The 21,684-nt window shown below is 47.0% G+C and carries 20 protein-coding genes and 1 riboswitch; of the genes, 16 read left to right on the top strand and 4 right to left on the bottom strand.

Going from position 1 to position 21,684, the window contains the following annotated elements; translation table 11 throughout:
- Positions 1–30: 30 nt before the first annotated feature.
- Both QOL74_RS00620 and QOL74_RS00615 read left to right on the top strand, forming a co-directional pair.
- Entirely contained in the window at positions 31–423 is a 393-nt protein-coding gene (locus QOL74_RS00620; protein ID WP_283407489.1) for a hypothetical protein, read from the top strand.
- 64 nt (positions 424–487) lie between these two features.
- Entirely contained in the window at positions 488–1,318 is an 831-nt protein-coding gene (locus tag QOL74_RS00615; protein WP_346771694.1) for a J domain-containing protein, read from the top strand.
- 41 nt (positions 1,319–1,359) lie between these two features.
- On the opposite strand, the gene QOL74_RS00610 is transcribed toward QOL74_RS00615, so the two are convergent.
- Entirely contained in the window at positions 1,360–1,746 is a 387-nt protein-coding gene (locus QOL74_RS00610; protein ID WP_283407487.1) for a metallopeptidase family protein, read from the bottom strand.
- A 132-nt stretch (positions 1,747–1,878) separates the two neighbouring features.
- Between QOL74_RS00610 and QOL74_RS00605 the strand changes: the two genes are divergently transcribed.
- Positions 1,879–2,187, top strand: a complete 309-nt coding sequence (locus tag QOL74_RS00605; RefSeq protein WP_283407486.1) for a hypothetical protein — start codon at positions 1,879–1,881, stop codon at positions 2,185–2,187.
- 91 nt (positions 2,188–2,278) lie between these two features.
- On the opposite strand, the gene QOL74_RS00600 is transcribed toward QOL74_RS00605, so the two are convergent.
- Complete coding sequence (locus QOL74_RS00600) at positions 2,279–3,790, bottom strand: protein adenylyltransferase SelO (RefSeq protein WP_283407485.1); 1,512 nt, start codon at positions 3,788–3,790, stop codon at positions 2,279–2,281.
- Between the two features lie 169 nt (positions 3,791–3,959).
- Here QOL74_RS00600 and QOL74_RS00595 point away from each other — a divergent pair, with 169 nt between their 5' ends.
- On the top strand, positions 3,960–5,771 hold the full coding sequence (locus tag QOL74_RS00595) for a glycerophosphodiester phosphodiesterase family protein (RefSeq protein WP_283407484.1): 1,812 nt from the start codon (positions 3,960–3,962) through the stop codon (positions 5,769–5,771).
- Between the two features lie 110 nt (positions 5,772–5,881).
- A complete protein-coding gene (buk, locus tag QOL74_RS00590; protein ID WP_283407483.1) occupies positions 5,882–6,940 on the top strand; it encodes a butyrate kinase in 1,059 nt (352 codons plus the stop codon).
- An 11-nt stretch (positions 6,941–6,951) separates the two neighbouring features.
- On the opposite strand, the gene QOL74_RS00585 is transcribed toward buk, so the two are convergent.
- Positions 6,952–8,574, bottom strand: coding sequence for a putative manganese-dependent inorganic diphosphatase (locus QOL74_RS00585; protein ID WP_283407482.1), 1,623 nt, complete (start codon positions 8,572–8,574; stop codon positions 6,952–6,954).
- Positions 8,575–8,644: 70 nt separating this feature from the next.
- Between QOL74_RS00585 and QOL74_RS00580 the strand changes: the two genes are divergently transcribed.
- Both QOL74_RS00580 and QOL74_RS00575 read left to right on the top strand, forming a co-directional pair.
- A complete protein-coding gene (locus QOL74_RS00580; RefSeq protein ID WP_283407481.1) occupies positions 8,645–10,498 on the top strand; it encodes a DUF4153 domain-containing protein in 1,854 nt (617 codons plus the stop codon).
- 53 nt (positions 10,499–10,551) lie between these two features.
- Positions 10,552–10,995: a peptidylprolyl isomerase gene (locus QOL74_RS00575; protein WP_283407480.1), complete on the top strand. Its 444-nt coding sequence runs from the start codon at positions 10,552–10,554 to the stop codon at positions 10,993–10,995.
- Positions 10,996–11,083: 88 nt separating this feature from the next.
- On the opposite strand, the gene QOL74_RS00570 is transcribed toward QOL74_RS00575, so the two are convergent.
- Entirely contained in the window at positions 11,084–11,872 is a 789-nt protein-coding gene (locus QOL74_RS00570) for a DeoR/GlpR family DNA-binding transcription regulator (protein WP_283407479.1), read from the bottom strand.
- A 178-nt stretch (positions 11,873–12,050) separates the two neighbouring features.
- Between QOL74_RS00570 and iolC the strand changes: the two genes are divergently transcribed.
- The 9 genes from iolC (at position 12,051) to metA (ending at position 21,680) form a co-directional block, all read left to right on the top strand.
- Complete coding sequence (gene iolC, locus QOL74_RS00565; protein ID WP_283407478.1) at positions 12,051–13,067, top strand: 5-dehydro-2-deoxygluconokinase; 1,017 nt, start codon at positions 12,051–12,053, stop codon at positions 13,065–13,067.
- Positions 13,064–13,885 (top strand): class II fructose-bisphosphate aldolase, encoded by an 822-nt coding sequence (locus tag QOL74_RS00560; protein WP_283407477.1) that lies wholly within the window; start codon positions 13,064–13,066, stop codon positions 13,883–13,885. The genes iolC and QOL74_RS00560 overlap by 4 nt, the downstream gene beginning before the upstream one ends.
- A gap of 90 nt (positions 13,886–13,975) precedes the next feature.
- On the top strand, positions 13,976–14,767 hold the full coding sequence (locus QOL74_RS00555; RefSeq protein WP_283407476.1) for a 5-deoxy-glucuronate isomerase: 792 nt from the start codon (positions 13,976–13,978) through the stop codon (positions 14,765–14,767).
- A 45-nt stretch (positions 14,768–14,812) separates the two neighbouring features.
- Positions 14,813–16,678, top strand: a complete 1,866-nt coding sequence (iolD, locus tag QOL74_RS00550; RefSeq protein WP_283407475.1) for a 3D-(3,5/4)-trihydroxycyclohexane-1,2-dione acylhydrolase (decyclizing) — start codon at positions 14,813–14,815, stop codon at positions 16,676–16,678.
- Positions 16,679–16,719: 41 nt separating this feature from the next.
- Positions 16,720–17,553, top strand: coding sequence for a sugar phosphate isomerase/epimerase family protein (locus QOL74_RS00545; RefSeq protein ID WP_283407474.1), 834 nt, complete (start codon positions 16,720–16,722; stop codon positions 17,551–17,553).
- 111 nt (positions 17,554–17,664) lie between these two features.
- Positions 17,665–18,552 carry a myo-inosose-2 dehydratase gene (iolE, locus tag QOL74_RS00540; RefSeq protein WP_283407473.1) on the top strand — a complete coding sequence of 296 codons (888 nt, stop codon included), beginning with the start codon at positions 17,665–17,667 and terminating at the stop codon, positions 18,550–18,552.
- Between the two features lie 378 nt (positions 18,553–18,930).
- Positions 18,931–19,182 (top strand): glutaredoxin 3, encoded by a 252-nt coding sequence (gene grxC, locus QOL74_RS00535; RefSeq protein WP_283407472.1) that lies wholly within the window; start codon positions 18,931–18,933, stop codon positions 19,180–19,182.
- A 99-nt stretch (positions 19,183–19,281) separates the two neighbouring features.
- Positions 19,282–19,385, top strand: a riboswitch (SAM riboswitch).
- An 81-nt stretch (positions 19,386–19,466) separates the two neighbouring features.
- A complete protein-coding gene (locus QOL74_RS00530) occupies positions 19,467–20,756 on the top strand; it encodes an O-acetylhomoserine aminocarboxypropyltransferase/cysteine synthase family protein (protein ID WP_283407471.1) in 1,290 nt (429 codons plus the stop codon).
- A gap of 6 nt (positions 20,757–20,762) precedes the next feature.
- Complete coding sequence (gene metA, locus QOL74_RS00525; protein ID WP_283407470.1) at positions 20,763–21,680, top strand: homoserine O-acetyltransferase MetA; 918 nt, start codon at positions 20,763–20,765, stop codon at positions 21,678–21,680.
- Positions 21,681–21,684: the final 4 nt, after the last annotated feature.

Raw genomic sequence — 21,684 nt, 5'->3', positions numbered from 1 at the left:
AGTGTTGATCATCGGGAAGGGAGTGTTGATATGAATTGGCTTCAGCGATGGATGGTGGGACGGGCTGGCGGTGACCATTTCTCCCTGTTTCTTCTGGTGTCAGCAGCGGTGATAAACCTCATTGGCCGATGGGCTGGCTTATCATTACTGGTAATGGTGGGATATACAGCTTTGTTGGTTGGTATTTATCGTACATTTTCCAAAAATGTCTATCAGCGTCGTTTGGAAAACCAGAAATTCTTAAAAGCAGTAGGTCCCATCATCGATAAAGTGGGATTTTTGAACAGGCGCCGGCAAGATGCAAAAACCCATCATTATTTTCAGTGTGTTAATTGTAAAAAAACACTGCGGGTTCCCAAGGGCAAGGGAAAAGTCAGGGTGACCTGTCCGGCGTGTAAAAATCAGGTGGTGCGAAAAATATAATTTCGCAGTCAATGGGCGGTGATAAAGCCATTGATATTGATAGATGGTGGAAGGTGGGATGATATTGATAAAAAAGATCCTTGGAAAAGGGGTCTATGGACTGGCGAAGGGGATTGGTGCAGTACTTGACGGCCTGATTTACGCCACTGAAACCATGGTACTAATTGCTAAAAGTTTTCTTCGAGGTTGTGCAGTGCTCATCAGCATGGGCGGGTGTCTGTTTTTCTTTCTGATGATCGGCCCTCTGGGAGCCTGGTTGCTGGGAAATCCAGGCATACTGCTTTTGTTGATGATGATCTTGTTCATTCCGGTGGCGGGGGCACTTTTCATCACCTATCTCAAATATGTGAAGTATATTCTGACAGAATATCTCTTTCATACAGCAAATTGCTGGATGGGAAAATCCGGCTACAGCTACAAAGCCTTTGATCACTTCAAAAAAGCTTACCGCCAGGCGGAAGAAGACCGAATTAAGCGGGAACGCCAGCGAAGATATGAACAGCAACGGGAATGGGAAGAGCGCTTTCAGCAGTGGAATCAGCAAAATACTTACAGCAGCTCCTGGAGTACCGGTGGTACCGGTGCAGGAGGCTGGTCATACAATCAATATGGTTTCGGGCAGTCTGGGCATCAACAAAATGGTTATAGTCAGGGAACATCAAATCCATATGTGGCATTTCGCGAAAAATATCAAAAGAGCTGTGACGTATTAGGGGTGCCGGAAGACGCAGATCAATACAGGGTTAAGCTGGCATATCGCAAAATGGCCAAGATGCACCACCCTGATGTTAACCAGAGTCCTGATGCCACCAAAAAGTTTCAGCAAATTAACGACGCCTATGAGTTTCTCAACGAAGATAATATTCAACGTTATCAACAGATCAAAAAACACTAAAATACAGGCAGCTGCGGCTGCCTGTATTTTAGTGTTTTTGATCAACGGTTTGATCTGATCCGGCGGTAAGTATTCAACTGATCTTCGTCTTTAATCTCAAGTCCCCGTTCACCAGCCAGATTTTCAAGATGGTGGGTGAATTCATGGAGAAGTGTTTCTTTGAGTTTTTCATACAGCCTTTTTTCCGACAGATGAGTGTAGGCGTTTTGGAAAGAACCATAATACAGAATTATTTGCCGCCCCATGGCGCTGCGTTGATATTCTCCCATGATATAAAGTGGAAAATCAGGTTGGGTATCGGTGTGTTTTTTCGCGTACTCAACCAGTACCACCCCACCGTTTAATTCCCTGTAGAAATCCTGGGGGATTTCGTCGGATATCCTTTCAAGCATTTCTTGTACTTCATCAATGGATGGAAAAGTGCGCATGGCATTCACTCCTTTGATTCCATTTTACCATAAATCATCAATAAAACCCTGCAGAAAGACGGCTGGCAACCCCAATAACAGTATGATAAACTGATATCAACAGGAAGCCTTCAAAAACCGGGAGGTCCAACAATGAACATGTGGAAAAAGGCAAATGATTTGAGGGAGTTTGAAGGAAAAAATTCAGAAGATGCCCAATACACAGCAATGCAAAAACGCGTCATGCTGCTGAAAGGGCCATCAATGAAAACCAGCCTCAAATTAATGGGGATCGGTTTTGGCTGCGTTCTGGCAGTGACAGGCATCGAACTGATAGCAACGCATCCTGCGGTGACAGGTCTGCTGGCCGGTTTTTTCAAAGTGAGCTTTTTTATTGGGTTGGCTGGGGCTTTGCTGATTCCATACGGGTTATATCATGTGATTCGAAACATAAAGCTATAACAGTGCGGCTGTGTGAAAGAACAAATGTAAGCATATGAAGCAGGCTCAATGAACATCAAGTGCTAAGACTGAGTTCTATCAGATGAGCGTATTAAGTGCCGCAGAAAGTGCGGTACCGCTTGAAAGATGGCGGTGGCGGATCTGCATAGGTTTGCTGACTGGAAGTGTGGGCATACGGTTGTGACAACGCTTCAAGAAAGCGATGAAACCCCTGAAAATCGTGGTGATGAACAGCAGCCTCCAGTACTTGTTCAACATGATGATTACGGGGAATCACGGCAGGGTTAGACTGATGCATCAAGGCTTGCGAATCATTGATTAAATAAGGTTGACGTTTGCGACGAGCCTGCCACGCTGCCAGCCAGTCAGAAAAACCAGGTTGGGTGCTCAGGCTGGTTTCAGTTGTTTTGTCGTGGGTTAAGGCGACAAAGGTATTGGTATAATCTTCCTTGTGGGTCTCCACGAGTGAAAGGAGCCGGGTAATGAGTGATTCGTCCTGATCCTCCTCATTGAACAGCCCCAGCTTTGACCGCATTCCCCGCAGCCAGTGCTGTTGATAAACGGAAGCATATTTTTCAAGTGCCCCCTGCGCAGTTGTAATGGCTGTCTCTTTTTTTAAATGGAGCAGTGGCAGCAGCGTTTCGGCAAACCGGGCAAGATTCCATCCGGCAATGGAAGGCTGGTTGCCATAAGCATAGCGGCCGCCATGGTCAATGGAACTGAACACGGTGCCGGGATGATAGGTATCCATAAAAGCGCAGGGGCCATAGTCGATGGTTTCACCGCTGATGGCCATATTGTCAGTATTCATCACACCATGAATGAAACCCGCCAGCATCCACTGAGCCACCAATGAAGCCTGTTGATGAATGACAGATTGTAGTAAACACAGGTAGGGTTCATCAGATGAAGAAATTTCGGGATAATGTCGTTGAATGGTGTAATCGGCCAAACTGCGTAAATCTTCCTGCGAAAGGCGGGCGGCTGCATATTGAAAAGTGCCCACGCGTATATGGCTGGCAGCCACACGGGTCAGGACAGCACCTTCAAGCTGTGTTTCACGCAACACAGGTTCACCCGTGGTGACCACTGCCAGACTTCTGCTGGTGGGGATGCCAAGGGCATTCATTGCTTCACTGATCAGGTACTCACGAAGCATGGGACCGAGAGCTGCCCGGCCGTCACCCCGCCGGGAATAGGGAGTGGTACCAGAACCTTTCAGCTGAATGTCAAACCGCTTTCCGATGGGAGTCATGTGTTCCCCCAGTAAGACGGCCCGGCCATCACCCAACAATACAAAATGACCGAACTGATGACCGGCATACGCCTGGGCCAGTGATGCGGTGCCAGAGGGAAGCTGATTGCCTGAAAAGATAGCAGCACCTTCGGGTGTGTTGAGAGCAGCGGCATTTAAGCCCAGTGTGGCGGCCAGTGTTTCATTAAACAGCACCAAATCAGGAGCAGTGACAGGTGTGGGTTTCACGAGGGTATAAAGACCATTCGGCAGATTCAGGTAACTGTTGTCAAAGTGCCAGCCCATTTGCTGACCGTCGTTATTTCCTGCTGTGGTTGTATGGTTAAGGTAATGGTTGTCGGAGGTCATTGTCAAAATCCTTTCGTTGCTTTATCTTATATGTACCACAGATAAACAGTGCGAAACTCGGTTTCATGTGGAAGATACGGTATTATACAAGATGCATTCTGAACTTAAGACTGTCGGATATCAATTGACATTCATCAATTCCGTTCCATAGGAAGGAAAGGAGTTGTCTGTGATCAGACTTATTCTGAACAGCCTTTTGGATTTTCGGCGTTCATGGCGCCACTATATGGCCTTTGCACTTTTGTACATGTTGCTGACCAGTTATGTGCTGGTGCCGGTACTGGCTTTTCTGCTGAACAGGATTTTGATTTTAACCGGTTCAGGCGTCGTTCTCAACAGTGAAGTGTTTCGCATCCTGCTGAACACAAGAGGACTTTTGGGGTTTTTGGGGCTGGCAGCCCTGGCTGTCATGCTGATATTTCTTGAACTGGGAACGCTCATTGTCATCGCACAGAAGCGATTTTTTCAGCAGCGGGTGATGATTTCAGAGGCCATGGCCACAGCCATTTATTCTTTGCCACGCATCATCGGGTTTGGAATGGTTTACCTGATATTGCTATTGCTGGTCATCATTCCTCTAATCGAACTTCCTGTTGAACCGCTCATATCAAGTCGTGTCAATATACCGCCGCTGCTAATGGAAAAAATCCTCGCAACCTTTGTTACCCGGCTGTTGTATTGGGTGATGGTGGTGGGCTTGGTCTATACTTTGATTCGTTGGATTTTTGCGCTGCATTTAATTATTCTGGAGGGAAAAACTACCCGCCAGGCCATTCGCACCAGTATCCAGCTGACTCACCGAACAAAGTTGTCAACATTACTGATGATGATGGCGTTAAATATGATCCTGTTTGGTCTGGTATTGGGTGCATTGACAGCGGCCTCTCTGGTTCCTGAAAAACTGCGAATAGCCACCAGTTATTTGTTCAGCCAGTATTGGGCGACATTATCGGGATTTTTGGCACTGATGTTATCGCTGATGATGATGCCGGTGAATATGATTTTTCTCACAAGGCTTTATTACAAAACCAGTGAGCGAGCGGGAGTACCAGCAAAAGATTTGTTGAAGACAAGGCAGTTTTCATCACTTGAGAAAATTGAAAAGCTGCTGCAACGTCTGTTTCGCCGGCGCCGCCATTTGCTGGCGGCCATTCTGGCAGTTAACCTTATCGTTTCATTTTATGCCGGGTATACCCTCAACAAAGATCTTTTATATGTGGGGAGGAATGTGGCAGTTGCCGCTCATCGGGCAGATTCGCAAAATACGCCCGAAAATTCACTCAGCGCCATAGTGTCGGCCATTGAGATGGGTGCTGATGTGATCGAATTTGACATTCAAATGACGCGGGATGGTGTGATAGTGCTGCATCATGATGCAACACTATCACGAATGGCTGGAGTGAATGACAGAGTCGCAGAGCTTACCCACGAAGAAATACAGAAACTGGAGATTGGCAGTGCTTTTTCCCCATCTTTTGAAGGTGAGAGAATCCCCACGCTGGAAGAAGCCCTGACACTTATCGATCATCAGGCGGAAGCGCTGATTGATGTTAAAACCTATGGAAGTGGTGAAGTACTGGCCAGAGAACTGGTGAACGTGATCGAAAGAACTGGTATGGTGGAACACAGCTATGTGCAGTCTTTTGATAGTGATTTTTTACAGGAAGTGCGCCGCCTGAAACCCGAATTGCGGCTGGGACAGATCATGTACTATGCACTGGGAGACCTGGATCAGCTTGATGTTGATTTTTACACGATTCAAAAAGGCATGCTGAGTCGAAGACTGGTACGGGAAGCCAGACGGGCAGGCCGTGGTGTCTGGGTATGGACAGTGAACGAAGAAGCAGATATTCGTGAAGTGCTGCAATATGATATTGATGGAATTATCACCAATGAGGTAACCATGGTGAGGGAGATCATAGGGGTTGAGCCCAGAGGGGCATCGGAAGAAGTGACAGTCACAGATGAAACAGAAAGGTGACTGTGAAAAAAGAGTGTGCATTTACACATTTTTTTGATATGATAAAATAAAATGGCAGCCCAATCGATGGAATGATTGTGGCAGCCCTTAAGAACAGGAGGATGCGATTGATGAAAATTCTGGCCATTAATCCAGGTTCAACTTCCACTAAAATAGCGCTTTACGACAACGAGAGAGAAGTCTTTCAGCAGAATTTGGAGCATACCAATGATGATCTGGCACCTTTTAAGGAAATTGCAGATCAATACCAGATGCGCAAGACAGCCATTACCAGCGTGTTGGAAGAGCGGGGCATACGATTGGAAGAACTGAAAGCTGTGGTGGGGCGGGGTGGTATCTTGCCGCCGGTGAAATCTGGTGCTTACCGGGTTAATGAGGCCATGGTTGACCGATTGCGAAATCGCCCACTGGCGGAGCACGCATCAAATCTTGGAGGGCTGATTGCCTATGAAATGGCAGAGTCATTGGGAATCCCATCATTCATCTACGATTCGGTGGCAGTGGATGAGTTCGAACCCATTGCCCGCATCTCCGGCTTGGCGGATATCAAGCGAAAAAGCCTGTCCCATGCGCTGAATATGCGGGCAGCTGCCATTGAAACGGCCAAAAGAGTCGGAAAACCCTATCGTGATCTGAACTTAATTGTGGCACATTTGGGAGGCGGCATCACGGTCAGCGTTCATCATCAGGGACGCATGGTCGACATTGTGTCCGATGACGAAGGGCCTTTTTCGCCGGAACGGGCTGGGCGTGTTCCTTGCATGGAACTGGTGAAGCTTTGCTATAAAGAAGAGCAGGGGACAGCAATGAAAAAAATCAGGGGCAAGGGCGGGCTCATCTCTTATTTGAATACCAACAGTGCACTGGAAGTGGAAAAAATGATCGCCCAGGGTAATGATGAGGCGAAACTGGTGTATGAAGCCATGGCTTATCAAATTGCCAAGGCCATCGGTGAGTTGGCAACAGTTGTTGAAGGGAAGGTTGACCGGGTGGTCATCACCGGCGGAATTGCATATTCGGAGATGATGACGGGATGGATCCAAAAGCGGGTTGAGTTTATTGCGCCGGTGGAGCTCATACCTGGTGAAAATGAGCTGCGATCACTGGCGCTGGGAGCATTGCGCGTTCTTAAAGGAGAAGAAACTGCATTGGAGTATGATTTGGATTAACAAATGAATTACTATCTGGAAGCATCCAGCTGTTGGATGGCTTCCAGAATGCGCGGCACCACCTGTTTTTTGCGGGAGACAAGACCGGTAACAAAAACCCCCTGGTCAGCGGATGTCTGAAAAGCCAGTGGAATCAGTTGCCGGTTTTTGCATTGGTAAAAAAGATAAGAACCTTCTTTCAGAATATCTGTCACCAGGAGCATGGTGAGCTCCAGATTCCTGTTTTCATGCAAGGTGTGCAGAGTCTCAAGCACTTCATTCCGGCGAAGAAATACCTCGTCCACATCAAGGGTGAACACCTGGCTGATTCCGGCTTCAAAATGACCCACCTGAAATGTTTTGTAATCTTTGTTGAAAATTTCCATCATCGACTGTCCCTTTAGTGAAGTGCCTGCCTGGAACATCTCCATGGCATACGCTTCCAAGTCTGATTTGACCGAACGGTTAAGCTCTTCGGCGGCTTTTCGGTCGGCCAGTGTCGTGGTGGGTGATTTGAAATAAAGCGTATCAGAGAGAATGCCGGAAAGAAGCAACCCAGCCATACGGCGGTTGGGTTCCAGCCCGTGTTCCAGATACATTTGATAAATAATGGTACAAGTGCTGCCCACCGGTACGTTTCGAAAAGAGATGGGGAGATTAGTGGAAATATCGCCCAGCTTATGATGATCAATAATTTCCATGATTTCAGCTTCTTCAAGACCGTCCACGCTTTGAGCATATTCATTGTGATCCACTAAAACCACCCGTTTTCGGCTGGGACTAAGCACATGCTTGCGATTAATGAAACCTGCCAATCGACTACCTTCATCCACCACCGGATAACTGCGAAAGTGAGAGCGGCTCATTTCATCCCGCACATCTTCCAGATAGTCATTGGGATAAAATCGAATGACATCACCAATACGCATGATGCTGGCCAAGTAACCGCACTGATGGATCATTTTGGAAGTATAATAGGTGTCACTGGGAACGGAGAGCATGCAGACACCGGCAGACTGAGCCAGTTGGATATATTTATCGGGAATGGGTTTGCCACCGGTGATGATAATCAGTTGAACCCGTGATTCGATGGCATGTTCAATAATGTCATAACGGTCTCCCACGATGATAATGCTTTCATCATTGAAGGTTCCTTTGATGGTTTCCACATAAAAGGCGATGACGGAAATGCGTCCCTCAATTTCGCCGGCGGTACCTGAAAGCAGGGTGCCATTGAGGCCGTCAATCAGATTACTGACAGATGTACACAACCGGTGAAAATCTCCGCGAATCAACCCCATGGCTATATCTTTCATGCTGACGATTCCCTGAAGTTCGCCGGCATCATTAAGCACGGGCAGCGTAGGCAGATGCTTTTCTTCCATTAGGTGATAGGCTTCAAGAATTGACGTTGTTGGGGGGAGCCCGGGGATGTTTTCCAGCTTTAGATCCTTCACCTGCGTTTTGACATCCTGTATGATCAAGGGAGGGGCGACTTCGAACCGGTTTAGGACAAAAGCGGTTTCCCGGTTGATTTTACCGGCGGCAGCAGGAACGGCGTCAATTCCCAAACGGCTTTTGAGTGCAGCATAGGCAATGGCAGAACAGACAGAATCAGTATCTGGATTTTTATGACCAAAGATGAGAACTGCCATGGACATCACTCCTTATTGTTTTTCCTTTTCATCATACCATACAATTCATCATTTTGAGGTAGGTATATAGGTGTTAGAGTTGAAAATGGGTATTAATCCAATAGTCATGTGGTTGAGAATTCATCATCAGAATGACCAGTCTGTGAAAGAAGGCGTGAAAATGAAAGTGAAGGATTTGGGGCGTCAGTTGCTACAACGTTTTGCCATCAGTTTCAGGCGTTTTCCGGTTTCAATGTTCATGGCAGCAGCCACCGTGACACTTTTGATAGTATTAAATCATGTGGATTATCAACAGACGCAGTACCGTGAAATATTGGAACGGGTGTCCATGATGACCGCTATCGGATTTCCCATGACGTTAATCATCCGGCTTTACAGGGAAGACAGATCTGGCCCAACACGAGTACCTGAATGGATGGCCTATGGTCTGGTGATAGTATTGCAGGTTGCCGGATTCTTTCTGTTGGTTCCTGAACTGGGAATGATACAGGTTACCCGATATACAGGGTATAGCCTGGCTCTTTATCTGGGATTTCTTATGGTACCTTATGTTCATGATTTTGAAGGATTCGAGATGCATGTTGTCAGGCTGTTTGCCGCTTTCTTTGTCACTTATCTTTATTCGGGAATTCTGTATACCGGCCTGGCTTTGATGCTGGGAGCGATTCACATCCTTTTTGAAATCACCATACCTTCCCGTTTGTATTTTGATATATTCCTGGTGGTGGCAGGAGTGGTGGCACCGGCAGTCTTTCTTTCAGAGGTTCCCCGCAATTCTGAAGAAAAGAGGTCGTATGATTATTCTAAAGTGCTGCGGGGCGTGTTCCTGTTCATCGTAATGCCACTGTTGGTGGTATACACACTGATTTTATATGCGTTCTTCATCCGGCTTTTGATAACGCGCCAATGGCCCCATAATCTGGTGGCACATCTGGTGGTCTGGTATGGAATAGCAACCGCCATCACGTTATTTCTCAGCACACCTCTGCGGCAGCAACATCCCTGGGCCGCCTTGTTTGCCCGCTGGATGCCAGCAGTAATCTTACTGCCTTTTGGAATCATGTTCACAGGAATTGGCATTCGTATTCACGCGTACGGCGTTACAGAGCCCCGTTTTTTCCTGCTGGTAACGGGAATATGGCTTACAGGAGCGATGCTCTTTTTCATATGGCGGTTTCGGGAACCCAGGTATCTGCCTATTGTCGCGGCGTTATTAGTGATGGCAGTTCTATCGGTCACTGGCCCATGGAATGCTTATTCCATTTCTCGCTGGAGTCAGTCAAATCGTTACCGGCAATTGCTGGCGAACCACCAGCTGCTGGAAACAGATGGAACAATCATACCTCGGCAGAACATTCCGGAAGAAGACCAGAGATCCATCAGCTCTATCCTGCAATACTACCTGCGATACCATGACGTTAACCAGCTTGCGGGTGTTCCGCAAGGCTTTGAAATGGGTGATATGGATTCAATCTATGGATTTGCGGCGCATTATGATACAGGTATTCCATGGGAAGGACAGGAGTATGTTTACCTGGGACGCGAAGAGGGATCGGAACTGATTCCCATTGAAGGGTATACACACATGACCACGCTGAATACCTATGGCAGCCAAAAAACTGAAATCAATGAAGCTGAGCTCCAGGTAACGTACCATCCGGAAAGCCGTACAATACGCATTCTCAATCAGAGTTTGATTGTTTATCAGCAGCGTTTGGATGAGATGGCAGAGCCGATTATCCAAGCAGCAGGAACAGGAAAAATGGGCCCACTGCCTTTTGGAGAAATGATCTTTACGGATGAGACGGAAACTGTTAAAGTAATGATAGCCTTTCGACACATCAACGGCGTTGTGAATCGCCACTCTCAAAAAGTGGAAGTGGAAGGTGCAGAGATGGAAGTTTTCTTTGCGCTCAAGCCATGAGGCAGAATCACTAGATGGCCTTAAATAACACGTCATCAGACAGGAGGAAATTCATGAAAAAAGCAGTCATTGAAACACGTAAGGGAACAATGGTTATCGAATTGTTTGAACAGGATGCCCCAGGCACGGTGGCAAACTTCGAAAAACTGATTAAGGATGGATTCTACGATGGGCTGACATTCCACCGGGTGATACCTGATTTTGTCATTCAGGGCGGTTGTCCTCATGGAACCGGAACCGGAGGACCAGGCTATACCATCAAATGTGAACTGGACAACAACCCGAAACGCCATGAACGCGGCAGTCTGTCAATGGCCCATGCAGGTCGTGATACAGGCGGAAGCCAGTTTTTCGTCTGCCACAGCCCACAGCCTCATTTGGATGGCAACCACACTGTTTTTGGAAAAGTTGTTGAGGGTCTTGAAGTGGTTGATGATATTCGACAAGGCGATGTGATGGATAAAGTTACCATAATGGAAGAATCAACAGAAGATTGAAGTTTACCCTCATAAAACCTCAAAAACCGGCGCAAGCCGGTTTTTTAATGTTGATTTTCAGGTGATTACTTTAGATGTGAGATGGCGGTCATGTGCGATCAGAATCTTGTGTGGCAGATATGATGTCAATCCTGTGTTTCTGGAAATATTCCCGGTACAGATCTGGGAAATCATCTGAAATAATGGTGTGTATCTTTGAAAGGTCAGCGACAGGGTACATGGCAATGCGGTCATATTTTGAATGGTCAGCCATGAGAATCCATCGGTGAGCCATACTGGGGATGTGCTTAAACACATAGGTGCTGATAATGGAGTTAACAGTCAGCCCAGCCTTTAAATCAATTCCTGAAATGCTGGTGAAAGCTTTATTCACATAAATGGACTCTGTGAAAGGTTGAGGTTGTTCCCAACTGGAAAAAAGGGTATTGGCATCAGTAGAAGTAACTTCACCGCCAATGAGATAAACTTTGGAAACCCTGGCAAGCAAATCCTGGAGAGCAGTAATGTTGTTGGTCACCACTGTCAGCTTCTGAAAACGTTCCAACTTCCGGGCCAGTACACAACAGGTTCTTCCAGATCCCAAAAAAAGGCAATCACCATCTTCGATTTCACGACAGGCTGCTTCTGCCAATTGTTGTCGTAAAGGATCCTGGTAGAAATCCAAAACTGTTTGGCCTTTTGATGTCAATGGTGCCTGATTTAGGCTGAGAGAAGCCCCGCCGTAAAATCGCTGGGCAAATCCTTCGTTCTCCAGAATCGACAAATCTTTTCTGATGGAGACGGTACTGACGCCGAAAGACTCACTTAAATCACTGACCAATACTTGCTGGTGTTGCAATAGTTGTTCTCTTATCAGCTCAATTCTTTTCTTTGGCATCATTGTCTCCTTTCCGGCAGTCCGATAAATCATTATAATCATAAGCCTGAAATCCTGTCAAATGATGGCGCATAATTCAAAAATAATGATTGACAATTCAGAACGAAAGCATTAATCTTAAATCAAAACATAAACGAAATAGAAACGAAACAAACGAAACATCGGGAGGTGAAGTTTAATGATACTAAACCAGCAACGACCACTTGATTTGATTTTGGCAGGCCGGGCAGGTATTGATTTCAACGCTGGGCAAATGAACAGTTCGTTTGCAGAAACTGCCACTTTTTTTAAAACTGTGGGTGGTTCACCTGCCAATATTGCTCAGGGCACAGCCCGCCTGGGTTTGAAAACCGGGTTTGTTGGAAAGGTTGCCGGTGATGGCATGGGCACCTATATTCGAAAAGTCTTTGAGAAAGCTGGTATTGACATCACCGGACTGATGGATGACCAAACAGGAGCAAGAAACTGCTTGGCTGTGACAGAAATCTTGAATCCGCATCAAAGTGGCTCCTATCTGTATCGGGAAAAGACAGCAGATCTTATGATTCAGCCGGATGAAATCAGTGAAGCTTATGTTAAGCGGGCTTCAGCCGTTTTGATTTCAGGAACAGCGTTATCGGAGAGTCCATCACGAGAAGCGATGCTGACACTGATCACCTATGCCCGGCGTCAGAAAACCCACTTGTTAATGGATTTGGACTACCGGCCTTTTGGTTGGAAAAGTGCAGAAGAAGCAGCGCTTTATTACTCCATGACAGCTGAATTGTGTGATGTGGTGATTGGAAACAGAGAAGAGTTTGATGTGCTTGAGTTCCTGTCAATGCCTGGAAACCGTGACAACCAACGTACAGCGCAGGATCTGCTGTCGAAAGGTGTCCAACTGGTGGTGATTAAAGATGGTGCCCGAGGGTCTTGTGCGTATACGGCTGACGGAAAAATCGTGAAGCAGGGTATCATTCCTACCCGCATCAAAAAAACCTTCGGCTCAGGGGACGCTTATGCAGCAGGGCTTCTGTACGGACTTTTTTCAAAGTGGCCTTTAGCGGAGGCCATGGCATTGGGATCTGCCTGTGCCTCCATCGTTTTGGCCGGGGACAGCTGTGCTGATGCCATGCCCACACTGGAAGAGGCAAAATCCCATTTGGCAGACCATCAGTTCATATCTGATGAACAGCTCATGGAGGATCTTACATGAAGCACATCAATGAATATATTCGACATGCAACGTTTCAAAAAAAAATGATCCCCGGCTTCAATGTTTTCGGGTATGAAGATTCGTTGGCAGTGGTAAAAGCAGCAGAACAAGCCAATGCGCCAGTACTATTGATGGTGAACCGGGATGCCCGGCGTGTCATGAACATCAAACACTGGGGGGCACTGCTGAACTCCATCGCAAGTCAGGCCAGTGTACCTGTCGGTGTTCATCTGGATCATTGCACTGAGTTAAAAAGTATTCAACTAGCCATTGAAAATGGATTCACATCAGTCATGTATGATGGGTCAAAGCTTCCATTGAATGAAAACATAATGAACACCCACCAGGTGGTTTGCCTTGCAAGAGAAAAAGGCGTTGCTGTTGAAGGCGAAGTTGGTTCGGTGCCATACGATGATCTGGGTGAAACCCGCAGTGAAATGACATTGCCAGAAGAAGCATGGCAATTCTGTCAGGAGAGTCAGGTTGACTGGTTGGCCGTATCGGTGGGCAACATCCACAGATTACACGAAGGCAAAGCCAAACTTGATTTCTCAAGACTTGAAAGCATTGAGTCCCTTTGCCAGACACCACTGGTGATACATGGGGCTTCCGGGATCGGTTCTGATGACATCAATAAGTTAAAAGAGCATCATGTGGCAAAAGTCAACATAGGAACAGTTCTGAGACGCGCCTTTGGGGAAGCTCTTCGTCAGTCTTTTCAAGAGAATCCAGCGGTATATGATCGCCTGACACTCTTTGAAAAACCGGCTCAGCAACTTGAAAAAGTGGCCTATGAAATTATTTGCCAACTTAAATAAAACGATGGATCAGCAAGCTGCTTTTCAAAGTTCTAACGATTTTTTGTCAGTTATCTGCCACCATTGTACCAAAGAAAAGAGGTGCTGAAGATGAGAATTAAGCAACAACAACCCTTTAAGACCGGATACAATGCCATTACAGAAATGACAGGAGTGCACCCTGAAATGCTGATGGATTTTGGGATCCTGAAGCTCCCGGCTGAGGAATACTATTCTGACCATCTCCCTTATGAACGCATATTTGTCCTGCTCTATGGAGAAATAACGATAGCATGGGAAAACCGACAGGAACATGTCAGCCGAAGCACATTTTTGGATGATCAACTGTGGTGCCTGAATGTACCGGCAGGGACAGCGGTTAAAATTGTTGGTGTGGCACCAGACAGCGAAATGGCTGTTATTCGAACAGAAAATGAAAAAAAGTTTCAGGCGGTGGTGCGTTCAGGCAGTGAGATTATCAAAGAAGTACGTGGAGAAGGGACCATGAACGAAACAGGAACAAGAATTGTACGAACGGCACATAATGTGGATTTATCACCGGATTCCAACATCATGTTTGGCGAAGATGTACACTATCCGGGTAAATGGGCCGGCTTTCCCTCTCATCATCATCAACAGCCAGAAATTTACTTCTACAAGCTTCAGCCCGAAAATGGATTCGGACTCATGAAACTGGGTGAAGAAGCAGTATTACTGGAAAACAATGACACTGTATTGATTGCACCTAATTTAGTCCATCCACAGGTATCGGCACCGGGATATGCCATGTACTTTTTATGGGTCATCAGACACCTGAAAGATAACCCCTATATTGCCCCCACCTTTGAAGAAGAACATCTATGGGTGGAAAAGCCGGATGCAAAAATCTGGCCGGAAAAATGACACACCACAGACGATTTGAATTTGGAAACGGAAAAGAGGCATGACATGAAAACAACAATTCGATTAACCACTGCGCAGGCATTGGTGACTTTTTTGCAAAATCAGATGATTCATGTTGACGGCGAAGTCACACCATTTGTACATGGATTTATGGGTATTTTTGGTCACGGCAATGTGGTGGGGCTGGGACAGGCACTGGAACAGATGAAAGATCAGATGCCTTTTATTCAGGGGAAAAACGAACAGGATATAGCCCATGCCTGTATGGCCTACGCCAAGCAAAAAAGACGGCGGGCAATCTATGCCTGCACTGCCTCCATCGGCCCGGGTTCGCTGAACCTGGTAACAGCTGCCGGCACTGCCACAGTCAACCGGATTCCACTGTTGTTACTGCCGGGGGATACCTTTGCCGACCGACAGCCAGATCCGGTACTGCAACAGGTGGAAGTGGAATCAGACTACACCATTAGTGCCAACGATGCTTTTAAACCTGTCAGCCGTTACTGGGACCGGATTACCCGGCCTGAACAGTTGATGAGTGCATGCCTTAATGCGCTTCGGGTACTGACAGATCCGGAAAAAACCGGTGCGGTGACCCTTTGCCTCCCCCAGGATGTTCAGGGTGAGATGTATGACTATCCGGTGGATTTCCTGGCCAGACGCATCTGGTACCTGGATCGAACACCGCCTGCAAAAGAAGCAGTTCAAAGAGCTGCTGAGCTGATAGCCGGCAAAAAGAAACCTCTGATCATATCCGGCGGCGGCGTTCGCTACAGTGCTGCCGGTGAAGCGGTGAAGGCGCTGTCTCTCCGCTTTGGTATCCCCGTGACTGAAACCCAGGCGGGAAAAGGTGAAATTCAGGGAGATCACCCCTTTTATGTAGGCTGCGCCGGAATCTGCGGTACACTGGCGGCAAACCAGCTGATGAAAGAAGCAGATATCATCATTGCCATAGGTACCAAGCTGAATGATTTTGTCACCCATTCCAAAGGCGGATTTCAACATAACGGTATTCCACTGGTGTCCATTAATCTCAGTCGGATGGATGCCCTGAAAATGGGAGCCCTCTCCCTTGTTGCAGACGCTCGGGAAGGAGTGACTGCGCTGACAGAAGCATTGACTGAAAAGCAGTATACCACGGGCTATCAAAATGAAGTGGAAGATGCCCAGATTCAGTGGCATGAAGAACTGCAGCGGTTGTCAGCTCTCGACCCGGTAGAAGGACTGTCCCAGACCCGTGTATTGATGGAGCTTAACCAGTGGCTTCGGGCTTCAGATATTGTGGTGGCCGCCTCCGGCAGCCTGCCATCAGATCTGGAACGAATTTGGTCTGTGCGTCAGGCAGGAACATATCATCTGGAGTATGGGTTTTCTTGCATGGGATATGAAATTGCCGGCGCATTTGGTGTCAAGCTGGCAGAACCACAAGCAGAAGTATACAGTTTTGTGGGCGATGGTGCTTTTTTACTGGCACATTCCAATTTAATCACCAGCCTGCAGGAACGGCAGAAAATCAACATCCTTCTCTTCAACAATCATGGACATCAGTGTATTCGCCAGTTGCAGAATAATCAGGGTATCGACACCTATGGCACCGAATTTCGGTACCGTGAAGCTGACACCGGTAATCTTTCAGGCAGTCCAATCCCCATTGACTTTGCCAAGGTGGCCGAGGGGTACGGTGCTCAGGCCTATCACGTCAGATCCTTGCCAGAGTTGAAAAACGCCCTGGAGATGAGCCGGAAATCACCGGTATCCACACTGATCGCCATCGACGTTCTACCTGGCACTATGACAGACGGATACGCCAACTTCTGGCGTGTGGGAACTCCGTCGGTTTCAGAGAACCCTGCAGTGAAAGAGGCGCATCAACGAATGGCCACAGCTGTCAGAGAGCTGAGAAAGTTTTAATCACAGTGACAAGTCGATGAAAACATAGAGGGAGTGATGGAATGAATCGAAAAGCACTTCATACCAAATCCATCTGGAAAAGCAACTTGCTGTCAGATCTTCGTATTGCCAAAGAAGCAGGTTTTGGAGCAGTTGAGATGGCCGGCGATAAGGTGCATGATTACCTGGCAGCCGGACTGTCGACAAATCAGGTTAAGGAAACCCTTAATAATCTGGACATTCAAATGATTAGTATTAATGACGTGGCCCATGTGGAGCGGACAGATGACGATGCTGTTCATCGAATGCTGATGGAGACTGAATCCCTGTCTCGATTCGCACAGGAAGTGGGATGCGACTGCATTCAGCTGGTTCCGCTCTGCGCCTTGGAAGGTCGCTCCTGGGAAGAAATCCGAACACTGACAGCCCGGAACATTCGACGTATTGCCGATGTGGGCGCCTGCTATGGTGTCCGATTCCAGCTGGAGCCAGTGGCCTGGTCACCCATTCACTCCCTTTCGCAGAGCCTGGAACTCATTGAAGCAGTTGAGCGGGATAACTTTGGTATGGTCATCGACTTTTGGCATTTGTGGTATGGTGGAAAAACCACTCCGGAAGATGTTGCCCGAATGAATCCGGCACAGATTTACCACATCCACTTTGGTGATGGTAAGAAAAACCCGCCGGGAACCCTTTGTGATGAAACAGACCTAAGAGGATATTATGCAGGAGACGGCGACATTGATGTGCCTCAATGGGTGCAAGCGGTGAAAGCTTCCGGCTATGATGGATGGTGGACCTATGAACTGGTCAGCGCGTATCATTGGCAGATGGATACCCGTGAAGTGGCAGAAGCCACCAGCCGGCTGTTGGATGAATACGTATTTAAAGGATAAAGCATGGATATTTCATGACATAAAAAACTTTAATGGATTTCGTCTGATAATAAGACGAAGCCATTAATAATGAATCAGCTTTTTCAATAGATGGAGGTGGAAAGGTATCTCATGAAAATTCAATATGGCTGCGCACCGATTAACTGGTCAAATGATGATTTGCCCAGTTTGGGGGGAGAACTGACCTACCAGCAGTGCCTCAGCGAAATGGCACTGGCCGGCTACACCGGCAGCGAAGGCGGCATCAAATACCCCAAAGATTTTGATGTCATTAAGAAAGCCATTGACCTGCGAGGCATTACCATTTGCAACATGTGGTTCAGTACAGAGTTTACCGTTTTCAACAATGAAGACACTTTTAGGCGCTTTCAAAAACACTTGGACTACACTTATGGGCTGGGAGCCCGGGTGGTGGGTGCAGGCGAATGTGGTGTGACCATTCACGGTGATGAGTCCATTCCCCTGTTCAAGAATCGGGTCATTCTTGACGAACGCCAGTTTAACAATCTGGCTGAAGGTTTGAATGAACTGGGCAGAATGGCCCAGGCAAAGGGCATGAAGCTGTGTTTTCACCCCCATGCGGGAACGGGGATCGAAACAAAGGAAGAAATTGACAGATTGATGGCGATGACCAACCCAGAGACGGTGTTTCTTCTCTTTGATACCGGACACCTGACCTTGGCAGGTGAAGACCCGTTGGCAGTGCTGGAAAAGCATCTGGACCGAGTGGCTCACATTCATGTTAAAGATGTTCGGCGACATGTATATGAGACGGTTAAGGAACAGGACATGAGCTTTCTTCAGGGGGTTAAAAATGGCATGTTCACCGTCCCTGGAGATGGCGATATGGTGAACTGGGATGGTATTTTCGATCTGATTAAAAACAGCAGCTATGAAGGTTGGATAGTGGTGGAGGCGGAACAGGACCCAGCGAAAGCGGATCCCCTGGAATATGCGATGATGGCCCGCCGCTTCTTACGGGAAAAACTGGGCCAATAGATCATTCATAGTCTTCGAAGTAGCAGGAAAAACACGATTAAGAAAGTGTTCGATCGGCCGATAAAGAGGCTGTCTGAGTGGATTGTCCATAACTAAAGCGGTAAATTTTTCAACTGCCTTCGGTAAAAAGAGAAGGCAGTTTGTGCTTTTTGGTATTATTTGGGTAATAGAACAAAAATGGAAGAACTTTGAAAAATCGACTTGATTTCCACATTTCTTATAGAATTAGTGGTAAATTGGATTAACTCCCGCAGGATCAAAATTCTAAACAAAAATCGAATGTGGGAAGAGCCTGTCATCCAATATGGATCTGAAACAGGATGGATTGACAGATGTTCAACTGCCGGTATGAAAAATTAACTAATGGAGGACAAAATTATGAAAAAAGTCGAAGTCTATTGTTGGACCTATTGTCCATATTGCATTCGTGCCATGCAGCTGCTGGATCAAGAGGGAGTTGCATATGAAAAAATTGTTATTGATGGAGACAATGAATCGATGAACAAGCTGAAAGCTAGAACGGGTAGTGGTACAGTGCCACAAATATTTGTTGAAGATCAGTTTATTGGAGGATGCGATGATTTAATGGCAATCAAGCGTCAGGGGAAATGGGATTCACTTTTTTTATAAAGTCAGTGGCCGGGCCACTCAAAAATGTCAAAAAAATGCGATATTGTTCTTGACATTGAAAAAATTCTATGTTAGTATTGATCCAATTTAATAAGTTAACTCTTATAAAGAGCAGGCGGAGGGACTGGCCCGATGAAGCCCGGCAACCGGCAGCAGAGCTGTACGGTGCTAATTCCTGTAGGTGTAAACCTAAGAGATGAGAGATGAGCAACCATCGAACCTCTTGATGCACCAGTCAAGAGGTTTTTCTATTGCCATCTCAACAACACAAAGGAGAGATGAACATGACGACAACCAACCTGAAGTTTGACACGTTGCAAATTCACGCTGGGCAGGAGCCTGACCCAGCCACAGGAAGCAGGGCCGTACCCATTTACCAAACCACTTCCTATGTTTTTCAGGATACTGACCATGCTGCCCGCCTGTTTTCCCTTGAAGAAGCCGGCAACATTTACACCCGCATCATGAATCCCACCTGTGACGTGCTGGAAAAGCGCATTGCTGCACTTGAGGGTGGTGTGGCGGCATTGGCCGTTGCATCCGGGTCTGCAGCTGTGACTTACGCTATTTTGAATATTGCCGGTACGGGCGACGAAATTGTTGCATCCAATACCCTGTATGGCGGCACCTATACACTACTGGATGCCCAGCTCCCCAAATATGGCATAACCACCCGGTTTGTCAATCCTGATGATCCGGAAAATTTCAGAAAGGCCATCAATGATAAAACAAAAGCTGTTTTAATTGAGACCATCGGCAACCCCAATATTAACCTGATTGATGTGAAAGCTGTGTCTGCCATTGCCCATGAAAATGGCATTCCTGTGATCGTTGACAACACCTTTGCCACCCCCTATCTCTACCAGCCTTTCAAGCATGGGGCTGATATTGTGGTGCATTCTGCCACCAAGTTCATTGGTGGCCACGGTACCAGCATAGGCGGGCTCATTGTTGACGGAGGTACTTTTGACTGGGAAGCCAGCGGCAAATTCCCGGGGCTGACCCAACCAGACCCCACCTATCACGGCATTCGATATACTGAAACATTTGGCCCGGCGGCCTTCATCGTGAAAGTGCGGGTGCAGTTACTCAGAGACACTGGCGCAGCCCTCAGTCCTTTTAATGCGTTTCTTTTTCTCCAGGGAATTGAAACCCTTTCGCTTCGAGTAGAACGACATGTGAGCAATACACGAAAAGTGATTGAGTTTCTTAATCATCATCCTCAGGTGAGCTGGGTAAACTATCCTGAACTGGCAGACAGCCCTTATCAAGCGCTTGCAAAAAGAGATTTTACCAAAGGTGTAGGCTCTATCTTTACTTTTGGAATCAAAGGTGGTTTACAGGCGGGCAAAACATTCATCGACTCTTTGAACATTTTCTCATTGCTGGCAAATGTGGCCGATGCCAAATCGCTGGTAATTCATCCAGCCAGTACCACCCATGCACAATTATCTGAGCAGCAGCAACTTGAAGCGGGGATTCGCCCTGACATGGTGAGGGTATCAGTGGGATTGGAAGACGCGGACGACCTGATTGCCGACTTGGAACAGGCGTTACAACAGGCGGGGAGGTAGTGAGTGATGCCGGTTAAAATTCCAGATACATTGCCTGCCGCAGAAATCTTGGCTGGTGAAAACATCTTCGTCATGAAGGAGAGCAGGGCATATCATCAGGATATTCGCCCGCTTAAAATAGCCATTCTTAACCTGATGCCCACAAAAACGGCCACTGAAACCCAGCTGCTTCGATTATTGGGAAACACAGCGCTTCAAGTGGATGTGGTTCTGCTTCACCCGGCAACCCATGATTCAAAAAATACACCGCAACATCATTTAACCACCTTCTATAAAACATTTGAGGAAGTGCGTCACGAGAAATTTGACGGATTAATTATTACCGGAGCTCCCGTGGAACAGATGCCCTTTGAAGAAGTGAACTATTGGGAAGAACTTCAGCAGATTATGGAGTGGAAGAAGACGCATGTCTTCTCCACCCTGTTTATCTGCTGGGCTGCACAGGCAGCATTGTATCACTATTACGGAGTGCCCAAATATCCACTTTCAGCAAAACTGTTCGGGGTCTTCAGTCATCAGGTACATCAACCCCACGTGAAACTGCTGAGAGGATTTGACGACTTGTTTCAGGCCCCGCATTCCCGTCACACAGAAGTGCGGGCAGAAGATCTGGAAGCAGTGCCAGGGCTTGATATTCTGGCCACTTCACCGGAAGCAGGCGTATATATGGCGGCAACGCGGGATGGGAAAAACATTTTTGTCACAGGCCATTCAGAATATGATCCATTAACCTTGAAGGCGGAATATGATCGTGATGTGAAAGCGGGCTTTTCCATTGACGTTCCGGTGAATTATTTTCCGGAAGATGATCCTTCAAAAACACCGCTTGTCACCTGGCGTGGACATGCCAATCTACTCTTTGCCAACTGGCTGAACTATTATGTGTATCAAGAAACGCCATTTGATTTAAATCAGATCGGATAAAAGC

It is taken from the genome of Anoxynatronum buryatiense (assembly GCF_900182905.1).
Classification (GTDB): Bacteria; Bacillota; Clostridia; order Peptostreptococcales; family Tindalliaceae; genus Anoxynatronum; species Anoxynatronum buryatiense.
Note: the sequence above shows the minus strand (reverse complement) of the source record. Positions and strands in the feature narration are given on the sequence as shown.